9 protein-coding genes are annotated in these 12,260 nt (G+C 70.6%); 1 reads left to right on the forward strand and 8 read right to left on the reverse strand.

What is annotated here, in order from left to right:
- Window positions 1-189 precede the first annotated feature (189 nt).
- Window positions 190-4,593 carry an Rne/Rng family ribonuclease gene (locus PZB75_RS08155; protein WP_275534624.1) on the reverse strand — a complete coding sequence of 1,468 codons (4,404 nt, stop codon included), beginning with the start codon at window positions 4,591-4,593 and terminating at the stop codon, window positions 190-192.
- A gap of 230 nt (window positions 4,594-4,823) precedes the next feature.
- Window positions 4,824-5,651 (reverse strand): TIGR03936 family radical SAM-associated protein, encoded by an 828-nt coding sequence (locus tag PZB75_RS08160; RefSeq protein WP_275534625.1) that lies wholly within the window; start codon window positions 5,649-5,651, stop codon window positions 4,824-4,826.
- A 307-nt stretch (window positions 5,652-5,958) separates the two neighbouring features.
- Between PZB75_RS08160 and PZB75_RS08165 the strand changes: the two genes are divergently transcribed.
- Window positions 5,959-6,660 carry a recombinase family protein gene (locus PZB75_RS08165; RefSeq protein WP_275534626.1) on the forward strand — a complete coding sequence of 234 codons (702 nt, stop codon included), beginning with the start codon at window positions 5,959-5,961 and terminating at the stop codon, window positions 6,658-6,660.
- A 52-nt stretch (window positions 6,661-6,712) separates the two neighbouring features.
- Here the strand turns inward: PZB75_RS08165 and PZB75_RS08170 are convergent, their stop codons facing one another.
- From PZB75_RS08170 to PZB75_RS08200, 6 genes are all read right to left on the reverse strand, one after another.
- Complete coding sequence (locus PZB75_RS08170; RefSeq protein ID WP_275534627.1) at window positions 6,713-7,189, reverse strand: hypothetical protein; 477 nt, start codon at window positions 7,187-7,189, stop codon at window positions 6,713-6,715.
- 80 nt (window positions 7,190-7,269) lie between these two features.
- The gene (locus PZB75_RS08175; protein WP_100107149.1) at window positions 7,270-7,494 is read right to left on the reverse strand and encodes a DUF397 domain-containing protein; all 225 of its coding nucleotides are present in this window, start codon (window positions 7,492-7,494) and stop codon (window positions 7,270-7,272) included.
- Window positions 7,495-8,278: 784 nt separating this feature from the next.
- Window positions 8,279-9,127 (reverse strand): helix-turn-helix transcriptional regulator, encoded by an 849-nt coding sequence (locus PZB75_RS08180; protein WP_275534628.1) that lies wholly within the window; start codon window positions 9,125-9,127, stop codon window positions 8,279-8,281.
- Window positions 9,128-9,145: 18 nt separating this feature from the next.
- Window positions 9,146-9,670 carry a DUF6879 family protein gene (locus PZB75_RS08185; protein ID WP_275534629.1) on the reverse strand — a complete coding sequence of 175 codons (525 nt, stop codon included), beginning with the start codon at window positions 9,668-9,670 and terminating at the stop codon, window positions 9,146-9,148.
- Between the two features lie 376 nt (window positions 9,671-10,046).
- Complete coding sequence (locus PZB75_RS08195; RefSeq protein ID WP_275534631.1) at window positions 10,047-10,187, reverse strand: hypothetical protein; 141 nt, start codon at window positions 10,185-10,187, stop codon at window positions 10,047-10,049.
- Window positions 10,188-10,237: 50 nt separating this feature from the next.
- Window positions 10,238-12,163 (reverse strand): TIGR03960 family B12-binding radical SAM protein, encoded by a 1,926-nt coding sequence (locus PZB75_RS08200; protein WP_275534632.1) that lies wholly within the window; start codon window positions 12,161-12,163, stop codon window positions 10,238-10,240.
- Window positions 12,164-12,260: the final 97 nt, after the last annotated feature.

The raw sequence follows: 12,260 nt of genomic DNA on the forward strand, positions 1-12,260 counted from the left end.
CCCGTCACCACCCTGATTTCGAGGTGGAAACCCCTCACAGGACAGCGAACGCCGTCACATTATCAGGGATTTCTTAGGCGATTTCGGGTCTGTTGACAAGCTCATGCATCGATTCTGAAACAGAACACGTGTCCCACCCTGGCTCACCAGAGTGGGACACGTTTCGTCAGACTACTCGTCACTCATTCTTCAGTTGTCGGCCGGTCCCTCTCCCGCGGACTGCGCGGACGCCGTCACGGAAGGCGTCGAGGGCTGCTCGGCGGCGGACGTCTTCTTCGCCGTCGCCTTCTTGGCCGTCGTCTTCTTCGCGGCGGTCTTCTTGGCCGCCGTGGTCTTCTTCGCGGCGGTCTTCTTGGCGGGCGCCTTCTTGGCGGCCGTCTTGCGGACCGCCTTCTTGACCGGTGCCTCGGCGGCTTCCGGTGCCTCGGACGCCTCCGCGGTCGCCGGGGCCTCCGTCCCCTCGGCGGGAGCGGCACCGGATTCGGTACCTGCCCCGGCGTCCGCCGGACCGGTCACCACGACGACCTCGGCGGCGTCCGATCCCGCGGGCGAACCCGCGGGGGCGGTGGCCTTACGGGTCGCCCGGCGCCGGGCGCGCGGCGGGGCCGCCGGAGCGGTCACCTCGACGGGCTCGGCCTCGGGCTGCGGCGTCGGGGCCACCGGGTCCTCGGCGGCGACCGGGTCCTGGGCGGACACCGGCTCCTCCACGGACTCGACGAACTCGGCGGCCGGAGCCGGCGAGTCCGCCGACTTCGGCGAACCCGCGGGGGCGGTCGCCTTACGGGTCGCCCGGCGCCGGGTACGGCCCTGGGGGGCCGGGGCCGCCTCGGGCTCGGGCGTCTCGGGCGCCGGGGCCTCGATGACCTCGACGGCCTCGGCCGGTTCGGCGACGAACGGTGCCTCGACGACGGGCGTCTCGACCACCGTCTCCACGACCGTCTCGACGTCCGGCGCCGCCTCGTCCTGCCGCGGCTCGGCGGCGGAGGACCGTCCGGCGCCCGGAGCACCGGCCGGAGCCGACGCCTTGCGGGACGCCCGACGTCGGCCGCGACCGCGCGTGGCGGCGGCCTCGGCCTCGGCCGGGCTGCTGTACAGGTCCTCGTCGGGTACGAACTCCGGCTCGGACGACGCCACCGGGGCGGGCGCCTCGGCGGCCGACTCGGCCTCGCCCTCCGACTCCGGCTCGGTCACTGTCTCCGTCGTGTACTCGTGGTCGTGGTCGTGGTCCTGACCGGAGCCGCGACGCTTCTTGGCCCGCTTGCCACCGCCGCCACCGCCGACCGAGGTCGGCTGCTCCATGTGCACGATCACACCGCGCCCGTTGCAGTGGACACAGGTCTCGGAGAACGACTCCAGCAACCCCTGGCCCACCCGCTTGCGGGTCATCTGGACCAGGCCCAGCGAGGTGACCTCGGCGACCTGGTGCTTCGTGCGGTCGCGGCCCAGGCACTCCAGCAGGCGCCGCAGCACCAGATCCCGGTTGGACTCCAGCACCATGTCGATGAAGTCGATGACGACGATGCCACCGAGGTCGCGCAGCCGCAGCTGACGCACGATCTCCTCGGCCGCCTCCAGGTTGTTCCTGGTGACGGTCTCCTCCAGGTTGCCGCCCTGGCCGGTGAACTTCCCGGTGTTGACGTCGACGACGATCATCGCCTCGGTCTTGTCGATCACCAGCGAACCGCCGCTCGGCAGCCAGACCTTCCGGTCCAGCGCCTTCATCAGCTGCTCGTCGATCCGGTACGTCGCGAAGACGTCGACCTCGGAGGTCCACCTGGACAGCCGGTCCGTGAGGTCCGGTGCCACGTGCGAGACGTAACCGTGGATGGTCTCCCACGCCTCGTCACCGCTGACGATGACCTTCGAGAAGTCCTCGTTGAAGATGTCGCGGACCACCCGGACGGTCATGTCCGGCTCGCCGTAGAGCAGCGTCGGCGCGTTGGAGCTGCCGCTGCCCTTGGCGTTCTTCTGGATCGCCTCCCACTGCCCCTGGAGACGCTCGACGTCCCGGCGCAGCTCGTCCTCGCTGGCGCCCTCGGCGGCGGTGCGCACGATGACGCCCGCGTCCTCGGGGACGATCTTCTTCAGGATGGTCTTCAGCCGGGCGCGCTCGGTGTCGGGCAGCTTGCGGCTGATGCCGGTCATCGAACCCTCGGGCACGTAGACCAGGTAGCGGCCGGGCAGCGAGACCTGGCTGGTCAGGCGGGCACCCTTGTGGCCGATCGGGTCCTTCGTGACCTGTACGAGGACCGACTGGCCGGACTTCAGCGCGGTCTCGATCCGGCGCGGCCCGTGGGCCATGCCGAGCGCCTCGAAGTTCACCTCACCGGCGTACAGGACGGCGTTGCGGCCCTTGCCGATGTCGACGAAGGCGGCCTCCATGGACGGCAGTACGTTCTGCACCTTGCCCAGGTAGACGTTGCCGACGTAGCTGGTGGCCTGTTCCTTGTTGACGTAGTGCTCGACGAGGACGTTGTCCTCCAGCACACCGATCTGGGTGCGCTCGCCGCTCTGGCGGACGACCATCACCCGCTCGACGGCCTCGCGGCGGGCCAGGAACTCCGCCTCGGTGATGATCGGGACCCGGCGGCGGCCCTGCTCGCGGCCCTCACGGCGGCGCTGCTTCTTCGCCTCCATCCGGGTGGAACCCTTGATGGACTGGACCTCGTCGAAGCCGGTGCCGGGCTCGCGGTCGGCCGATTCCCTGGCACGCCGCTCACGGGGCTCACGGACCTTGACGACCGTGCGCTCGGGGTCGTCCGTGGTGCCGTTCTCACCGTCCGACGACGCGTCACCACTGCGACGGCGACGACGGCGCCTGCGACGGCTGCTGCTGGAGCCACCGGCCGACGACTCGTTGTCGTCGTCGGACTCCTCGTCGGTGTCGGAGTCGTGGCCGCCGTCCTGGCCGCTCTCCCGCGACTCGTCGGACCGGTCGGCGCTCTCGTCGTGCTGCTCCGAGGCGTCGTCCGCCTCGGTGGCGTCACCCCGGCGACGACGGCGGCCACCGCGACGGCGCCGGCGCGAGGGCCGGTCGCCGTACTCGTCGCCCTCGTGATCGGCGTCGCCCTCGTGGTCGGCGTCGGTCTCGGACTCGGCCTCCTCCGCGGGCCCGGCGGGCTCTTCGGCCTCGGCGGGCGCGGCCTGGACGGCGGCCCGCTCGGGCTCGGCGGACTCACCGCGACGGCGACGGCGACGGCGCGAACCGCCCTGCGGCGCGGTCTCGGCGACCTCGGCGGGCTCGGCGGCGGGTTCGGCCGCGGCCGTCCCGGTGGTCTCCTCGGCCTCGTCGGCCTCGTCGGTCTCGTACGTGTCGTCGTACTGCGAGGCGGCAGCGGCGGCGGCAGCGGTCTCCGGGGTCTGGAACATCGGCTCGGCGAAGACCGGTGCCTGGAACACCGCCACGGCGGGACGCGTCGCGCGCCGGCCGCGTACCGGCTCCTCGACCTTGCCGGTGAACTCGGGGCGCCCGGCGGCTGCCGTGGCCCTGCGGCGACGGCCACCACGCGGCGCGGCGTCGTCGGCGGTCTCCACCGGCGCCTCGCTCGCGGTGGTCGCGGTGTCCGCGGCGGACTCGGCCACGGGTTCCACGACCGCGGGGGTCTCGGGGGTCTCGGCGGCCTGCGGGGCGCCCGCCGGGGCGGTCGCCTTGCGGACCGCGCGCCGACGGCCACGCGGGGTCCCGGACTCGGGCTGCGGCTCGGGCTGCGGCTCATCGGCGAGCCGCGCGGCGAGCTCAGGGGTCTGTACGACGGTCTCAGGGGTCTGTACGACGGGCTCCGGGGCCTGCGCGGCCTCGTCGGTGCGCGCGGCCTCGTCGGACCGCTCGGCTCCGGTGGCCTGCGGGGTGCCGGCCGGTGCCGACGCCCTGCGCCGGGCACGGCCGCGCGGAGCCTCGGTGGTGGCGGGAGCGGCGGTCTCCGCGGCTTCTCCGCCCACCGGTCCGGCCGCCTCGGCTTCGGCGGCCTCGATCTCGGCGGCCTGCGAGGCCGTGCCGGCCTCGACACCGGTGGCCGGGGCGGTCGCCTTGCGGGACGCCCGACGGCGGGTACGCGGCGGCTCGACCTCGGCCTCGGGGGACGCGGCAGCCTCAGGAGACACAGCCGTGCCGGGAGCCTCGGCGGCGTCCTCGGTACGGGGCGCGCCCGCCGGGGCGGTCGCCTTGCGGACCGCGCGCCGACGCGCACGCGGCGCGGCGGCCGGTTCCGCATCGGTGCTCTCGACCGCCGGCGCCGATTCCACGGGGGCCTCCCCGGGGGCCGGGGCGGAACCCGTCGCGGGCTCCACCACCTCGACGGCCTCGGCGGTCTCCGGAGCACCGGCCGGGGCGGTCGCCTTGCGGACGGCCCGGCGGCGGGTGCGCGCCGGGGTGGCGGGCACCACATCGGTCCCGGCGGTGGCGTCGGCCGCCTCCGCGTCGGCCGCCGAGGCGGCGCGCGCGGTGTCCTCGGTGGTGGCGTCGGCGGCTCCCCCGCCCGGCGGACCGGCCGGGCGGGACGCGGCGCGGCGCCTGCGGCGCGGCGGCAGCTTGTCGCCGGGCGCGTTGTTGTCTTCGGTGTTTCCGGTCGTACCGGGTTCGTTCGGCTGAGGCATGCGGGCGGTTCTCCCGTCGCGCTCCCGGGCGCCGCGCCTGATTCCGGTCCGGCACGGTTCGCGTGATGGTGCGATACCGCCGTCCGGGGCGCGGGCGCCGCACGGGAGCTGAATGTCTGGCTCGCCGGTTCCGTACGCGATGTACGTGCGGCCTGGCGAAAGTCTTCTGGTCAGTGCGCGGCCCGACCCAGGTGGCTCCCGAGTCCGGGGGCTGCGCTACAACGACCGCCTTACGCGGAACCCGCACCTGCCGACGCCGTCGCGACGGCGGTCCCGGTGGCCGTGGGTAGCGCGGCCGGGGCTGCCTCGCGGTCAGGCGCGAGCGGGTCGGTCACCGTGCCGGTCTCCTCGTCGAAGAGCCCCTGCGCCAGCCTGGTCACCGCTGCGGGGACCGGCGGCGCCAGGTCGGCCACAGCTCGGAGACCGGACAGGACGTCGTCGGGTCGCACGGCAGGTGTCACGTGCCGAACAACCAGCCGCAGTATCGCACAGGGCTTGTCCCCGGGCCTATTGACGAGCGGGGCACCGGTCGTACCGGCGCCACCGGGGAGCGTCGCGGAGTCCGGTCCACCGGCCTCCAGGGCCACCACGGCGGCCCTGGCGTCGAAGGTCCGCACGCCGTTCTTCGTACGGCGCTGGACCTCGACGGTCCCGGCTTCGAGGAAGCCGGACACGGCCTTCTCCGCGTCCTCGACCGTGACCCCGTCCAGCCGCAGCTCCCAGACGGAAGCGGTCAGCCGGTCGGCGAGACCCGAGGTGCGGGCCTCGACGGCGTCGGTGATGTCGAGGCCGTCCGGCAGCGACGCGTCGAGCAACTGACGCAGCGTGTCGGGGTCCCGCGCCTCGGTGAGGGCCATCTCCAGAAACTCGGCCTCACTGCCCGTGCCGGTGGGAGCGGCATTGGCGTACGACACCTTCGGGTGCGGGGTGAAGCCCGCCGAGTACGCCATCGGCACCTCGGCGCGGCGCAGCGCCCGCTCGAAGGCGCGCTGGAAGTCGCGGTGACTGGTGAACCGGAGGCGGCCCCGCTTGGTGTAGCGCAGTCGGATGCGCTGCACCGTCGGTGCGGGCGGCGGGCCTTCGGGCTGTCGCTTGCCCAGTGGTTCTTCTCCTCGGTGCGGAGCGGACGCGGTGGCACGCCGCCCTCGGAATACGGGTGGCCCCGGGGTGTCCGCTCCGGGCTCACCCCCGCGGGTGCGGGGAGATCTCCGATTCGGGCGCCGCGCTGGGGACAGTCGTTGTACTACCCAGAGTACGCGCAGGCCCGCTCCCGGGTTCCCCGGGACCGTGGCGGACCCGGGGAACGCCCCGCCGACGACCACGGGCAAGGTGGCAGCGAATTACCACACGGGCCGCTTCGCCCTGGTGCCCGCGCTCAAGGCGGAACTGACCGTGAAGACTCCGGCCGACCGAAACCCCGGTAAGGCGCGGACACAGGGCGCTCCTGTCACACAGGTACCCGACGCGATACCGAGTGCAGCGATCCGGCTGGGCTACGCACGGTGCTCCACCGTTGGACAGGAACTTCAGTCCCAGTTGGCCATGCTTGCCCGTGCCGACTGCACCCGCGTCTTCTCGGAGAAGATCAGCACCCGTGTGAAGGAGCGGCCGGAGCTTGAGAAGGCGCTCGCCCTGGCCCGGGAGATCAAGGCAGCCGCACCGAATCAGCCGGTCATCCTGACCGTGGTCGAGATGAAGCGTCCTGCCCGCAGTGCGGCAGAGCTGATGACGCTGTCTTCCACCCTTCAGGCGGACGGCATCCAACTGGAACTCCTGTCCGGTCCGCTTCAGGGTGTGTACGACCCGAACGGGGCAGGTGCCATCGTGTTCGCCGTGCTCGCCGTCAGTGCAGAGGTGGAGCGGGAAGGCATACGAGAGAAGACGTTGGAGGGGTTGGAGGCTGCGGCCCGTAAGGGCAACGTCGGGGGGCGTCCCTCTGTCGTGGATGACGACAAGCTCGCCGTAGCCCGTGCCCGGCACGCCAAGGGTGACAGCGTCACAGCCATCGCGAAGGCCCTGGGAATCGGTCGTGCCACGTTGTACCGCCACCTGGGAGAGAGCGCCTGAGAGAGGCGCACACGGATGCAGGCAGGCCCTCGGCATACGCCGGGGGCCGCTCTCATGCGCGGGTCTGCCGGGCGGGGCAGGGCAGGTCGGGATCAGAGCGGTTCGGCGAGCACGTCACAAGGGCGACGGAGTGGAAGACAGCGCCCTTCAGGTAGTGGCCGAGGGACACGTCTCCTCCCCACGTCAGCCGCTCGACTGCACCCTTCACCAGGAGAACCAGTCTGGTCACTTCACGATCCTGCTCGGAGGCGAACCGGGGTGCGAACTCTGCGAGCTGGAGCCCCAGCCACTCGCCGGCCTCCTTGGGTTCCTCCCATGTCCCTCGGATCATCGAGGGCGGTTTCATCAGCCAGTGCGCCGTCTGGATCGGGGGCACGTCGGTCGTCGGGAACACGGCCACGGCTTCTCGGTACCGGTCGAGTACCTCCTTCTCGCTGCTCGCGGTCGGGGCTTGTCCGGCCGGTCTACGGACGCTCTCCCTGTCGAACGTCTTCTTCTCCCCCACCCATGCGTAACCGTGGTGGTGCACCGCTGCTCCGTTCCGAGAGATGACGACGGCCCCGCCCGTCGGCGTGAGGGCAGGGCCGTCAGTTCAGGTGGTGCCGTGGATCAGGCGGAGAGGTCGAAGCGGGCGGGGTCGATACCCGCCGCGTCCAGCTCGGCCGTGGTGAAGCGCAGCGGCTCGGCGCCCGGGCGCTTGCTGTCACCCATGGCCCACGCGTCCGGCCCGATCTTCGCGAGGGTCACGCACGCCTCGCCGTCGGGGTGGGTACTGCCGCCGCACGCCTTCGAGAACTCGGCTCCCTCGATGGGGAGCCCGTACAGGTCGGTCATCGTTGTGCCCTTCCTGATCTGCTGACGGCCCAGAGAGGGCCGTCCCCCGCCCGTAGCGGACGGAAGTCTTGGAGTGGCTGCCCCGGCTTCCCTGAGTCCTGAGCGATGCCCTCACCGCTCAGGGCGGCACTCCAGTCAAGGAGTGGACCGGGGGAGAACCCGAGCACGTCAGCTCAGACGGGACACGCCCTGTCCCTGTTCAAGCCTTGTCCGGTCGGGGGACTACCTGTCCCGCCGGGAGGGCGGCAGTGACAGGATTCTGTGAGAACTCAGGGCGTCGAGGGCACCCGCAGCGCCTCTGCGATCTGCTCGACCGCATCAGCGCGGATCATCCCGAGATGGACGTACGCCTGCCCGCTGTGCGTCACCACCGGCCGGACGCTGCTCCACGCGGACTCGGGAACTCCGAGCGCGCGAGTGCCGCGCGTATGGATTCCGTCGCGTCCGTCGCCTGCGTCCTGGCGTCCCTCCACGTCTGCATGTCCATCAGTGGCCGGTCCCGTGCATCCGAAGCAGGATGTCGCAGTCGGCAACCGTGGTGCTGTCACGCTCCATCCAGGCCGCCTTCCGGAGCTGACCGAGCCGCGTGCACTCGGGGCAGCCGGACACAGGGCGGGGCGCAGGGCGCTCCTCCCGGATCGGCAGCTCTACCGGCGCTTCCTGCCACCGCGTGGGTTCTGTCTTCGTCACCGTCGCGCCCTCCCTGCCGCTTCCGAGGTCGATGAAGAGACCGTAGGGAGCGGGGTTGCGAGGGGTCCACGCTGTTGCACGCGGTTGCACGGATTCACCCGAGGGCAGCGAGAGCCTTCGTGATCAGGGCGCGGGCACCGGCCCCGCGCACAGCGGATCGGGACAGCTCGGAAAAGGCCCGAAGGTACGTACGGATCTCGCCGGGCGTGGTCAGGTTGATCTCTGCGGTGAGCGTCTCCACCGCCACCTGTCGATCGTCGAAGGCGTAGAAGGCTTCGAGCGGCCAGACGGCGCGGCGGGCGCGGGCGGGGATGATGCCGAGGGATACGTTCGGCTGTCCCATCACCGAGAGCAGGTGTTCAAGCTGGGCCGCCATGGCGGCATCGTCGCTCACCCGGTAGTAGAGAACCGTCTCTTCGAGCACCAGGGCGAACCGGTGATCCCCCTCCCGGATCACGCGGGACCGTTGGGTCCGAGCCTGCACGGCGTCGGCCACGTCGTCTGGGGTTCCTTGAAAGGCTGTGATGGACCGTAGAAGCCCTGTCGCGTAGCCGGGGGTCTGGAGCATCCCCGGCATGACGTTCGAGGCGTAGACACGAAAGGAGCGGGTCCGCTGGTACAGCGGGACAGTCTGCTCATGAACCCGGCGCATCCCATCGCGATGGATCTGCCGCCACTCGACGTACATCGACTCGGCGTTTCGGGACGCAGCGATCAGATCAGCCGCGTGATCGTCAGCCCCGCAGGCAGCGCACCATGCACGGATGTCAGCATCCGAGGGTGGCGTCTTGCCCCGCGCGATCCGGGATGACTTCGACTTGTGCCAGCCGCACCGAGCGGCTAGCTCATGCCCTGTCAGGCCAGCGTCTTGCATAAGGCCCTGCAAGCGGGCAGCCACAGCGGCTCGCGCCGCTTGAGCGCTGGAGAGCGGAGAAGAAGGCATGAGCTGACCCGTAAGGAATCAGACGGCGTACTTCTCGTGCGGGATGGCTCGCTCCCACACCGCTTCGAACGCCGACGCACACAGATCAACTGCGGCAGGCTCTTCCGTCTGGTCAGTGTGGACCCACCGGCCGACGCCGTCGAAGACGTTGAACTGGACAAGACGGCCGTCGAACAACCAGAAGTCGTTGCCCGGCAGGGCAAGGTCCGAGGCGTTGCGACGGGGCAGCCAACGGATCTGCTCTCCGGCCGCTACGTTCGTAAAGGTGCCCGAGTGCTCGAAGGCGATGTAATCGCTGACCGGCTCCGAGACGATGCGGGCACGTCGGATGACCACACCCTTGGCCGTCACCTCTTGCACGAGGTCAAGCCAGGGACGCCACCATGAAGCCCGGTCGTCCGGGTTCAACCGGTGCCCCTGCTTCCATGCGGAGAAGCCTTCGATCTCGTTGTCCACGCCGTACCCGTCGCGCATCTCAAGATGCACGGCTGACTCCCGCACTGACCTGATGAGGTCAGAGAAGTCAGTCAGACTCTGCGACACGAAGCGCCTCCCTGAGAAGCGGGACCATCCGCTTCGGAACCCTGATCACCGACTCGTGTCCGGGGATCGACACATCCCGCGAGCTCTCGCTCGTGGTCCGCTCGTCTGCCGTCCACCCCTGGATCACAAGATCCTTCGACTCCTGGTCCACCCACACAGCGGGTGATCCGTGATCTCCGGACTCGGGATCTTTACCGACGAACCGTAAGGCCATGGTGTCCCTCCCTGTCGAGCGCGTCGCGCCTGGTTGCACGACCTTCACTCTGTCGGAACCTGCGGGTCAAGAGGGCGTCTTCACCCCGATCCGACCCGATGCTGTTCATCGGCGCCACGCACAAGGCGCCCGGACCCTTACGGCCCGGACGCCTCTCTTCAGCTACAGCCACTCGACCGCCGAGACGATGCCCGGATCTTGCCGAGGAGCGGGGAGCGGCGTACGCCGCACAGGGCGGGCAGCCTGCTCGCGCTCCTTCGTCCCGAGCCCTCGAAGGATCTCGGTACGCTCCGCCTCGCTCATGCCAGCGAGCGTCTCAGCCATCCTCTGGACGGCATCGCCGCTGGTCACGGCTACTGCTTGACCTCAAGCGGCAGCAGCGTCTTGCCCGTCGGTCCGATCTGGATGCTCGTGTCCATCTGCGGACAGACCCCGCAGTCGAAGCACGGTGTCCAGCGGCAGTCCTCGACCTCGGTCTCGTCGAGCGCGTCCTGCCAGTCCTCCCAAAGCCATTCCTTGTCGAGGCCGGAGTCCAGGTGGTCCCAGGGCAGGACCTCCTCGTACGTCCGCTCGCGGGTGGTGTACCAGTCGACGTCGACCCCGAAGCCCGGCAGGGTCTTCTCCGCGCAGGCCATCCAGCGGTCGTAGCTGAAGTGCTCGCGCCAGCCGTCGAAACGGCCGCCGTCCTCGTAGACGGCGCGGATGACGGACCCGATCCGGCGGTCGCCCCGGGAGAGCAGGCCCTCCACGATGCCGGGCTTGCCGTCGTGGTAGCGGAAGCCGATCGAGCGGCCGTACTTCTTGTCGCCGCGGATCTTGTCGCGGAGCTTCGCCAGCCGGGCGTCGGTCTCCTCGGCGCTCAGCTGCGGCGCCCACTGGAACGGGGTGTGGGGCTTGGGGACGAAGCCGCCGATGGAGACGGTGCAGCGGATGTCGCCCTGGCCGGAGACCTCACGGCCCTTGGCGATGACGCTGACCGCCATGTCGCCGATCTGGAGGACGTCCTCGTCGGTCTCGGTGGGCAGGCCGCACATGAAGTACAGCTTCACCTGGCGCCAGCCGTTGCCGTACGCGGTGGCGACGGTCCTGATCAGGTCCTCTTCCGAGACCATCTTGTTGATGACCTTGCGCAGCCGTTCCGAGCCGCCCTCGGGGGCGAAGGTGAGGCCGGACCTGCGGCCGTTGCGGGTCAGCTCGTTGGCCAGGTCGACGTTGAACGCGTCGACCCGGGTCGACGGCAGCGAGAGGCCGACCTTGTCGTCGGTGTACCGGTCGGCGAGGCCCTTGGCGATCTCGCCGATCTCCGAGTGGTCCGCCGAGGAGAGGGACAGCAGGCCGACCTCTTCGAAGCCGGTCGCCTTGAGGCCCTTCTCCACCATCTCGCCGATGCCGGTGATGCTTCGCTCCCGCACGGGGCGCGTGATCATGCCGGCCTGGCAGAAACGGCAGCCGCGGGTGCAGCCGCGGAAGATCTCGACGGACATCCGCTCGTGGACGGTCTCGGCGAGCGGTACGAGGGGCTGCTTCGGGTACGGCCATTCGTCGAGGTCCATGACGGTGTGCTTGGACACCCGCCACGGCACGCCCGACCTGTTGGGCACGACCCGGCCGATCCGGCCGTCGGGCAGGTACTCGACGTCGTAGAAGCGCGGGACGTAGACGCCGCCCGTCTTCGAGAGGCGGAACAGCACCTCCTCACGGCCCCCGGGCCTGCCCTCGGCCTTCCAGGCCCGGACGATCTCGGTGATCTCCAGGACCGCCTGTTCGCCGTCGCCGATGACCGCGCAGTCGATGAACTCCGCGATCGGCTCCGGATTGAAGGCCGCGTGGCCGCCCGCGAGCACGATCGGATCGTCCGTCCCGCGGTCCTTCGCGTCGAGCGGGATGCCCGCGAGGTCCAGGGCGGTGAGCATGTTGGTGTAGCCCAGCTCGGTGGAGAAGCTGAGCCCGAAGACGTCGAACGCCTTCAGCGGGCGGTGGCTGTCCACCGTGAACTGCGGGACACCGTGCTCCCGCATCAGCGCCTCAAGGTCCGGCCAGACGCTGTAGGTGCGTTCGGCGAGGACGCCCTCGCGTTCGTTCAGCACCTCGTAGAGGATCATGACGCCCTGGTTGGGCAGACCGACCTCGTACGCGTCCGGGTACATGAGCGCCCAGTGGACGTCGCACGAGTCCCAGTCCTTGACGGTGGAGTTCAGTTCACCGCCGACGTACTGGATGGGCTTCTGCACATGCGGCAGGAGGGCTTCCAGGCGGGGGAAGACCGACTCGACAGGCATCGATGTGGTGTCTCTCATCAGCTGGCAGGGCGGACCATTCAGCGTACCCCGGCGCCCGGACCCGCGACGCCGTCGCACGGACGGCCCTGCGGGCCCC

This window comes from Streptomyces sp. AM 4-1-1 (assembly GCF_029167625.1).
Taxonomy (GTDB): Bacteria; Actinomycetota; Actinomycetes; order Streptomycetales; family Streptomycetaceae; genus Streptomyces.

Excerpts from the sequence above, each read along its gene's own strand:
- PZB75_RS08175 (WP_100107149.1), bottom strand. The coding sequence starts at position 7,494 with ATGACCGACCTGTACGGGCTCCCCATCGAGGGAGCCGAGTTCTCGAAG.
- PZB75_RS08155 (WP_275534624.1), bottom strand. The coding sequence starts at position 4,593 with ATGCCTCAGCCGAACGAACCCGGTACGACCGGAAACACCGAAGACAAC.
- PZB75_RS08200 (WP_275534632.1), bottom strand. The coding sequence starts at position 12,163 with ATGCCTGTCGAGTCGGTCTTCCCCCGCCTGGAAGCCCTCCTGCCGCAT.
- PZB75_RS08195 (WP_275534631.1), bottom strand. The coding sequence starts at position 10,187 with ATGAGCGAGGCGGAGCGTACCGAGATCCTTCGAGGGCTCGGGACGAAG.
- PZB75_RS08180 (WP_275534628.1), bottom strand. The coding sequence starts at position 9,127 with ATGCCTTCTTCTCCGCTCTCCAGCGCTCAAGCGGCGCGAGCCGCTGTG.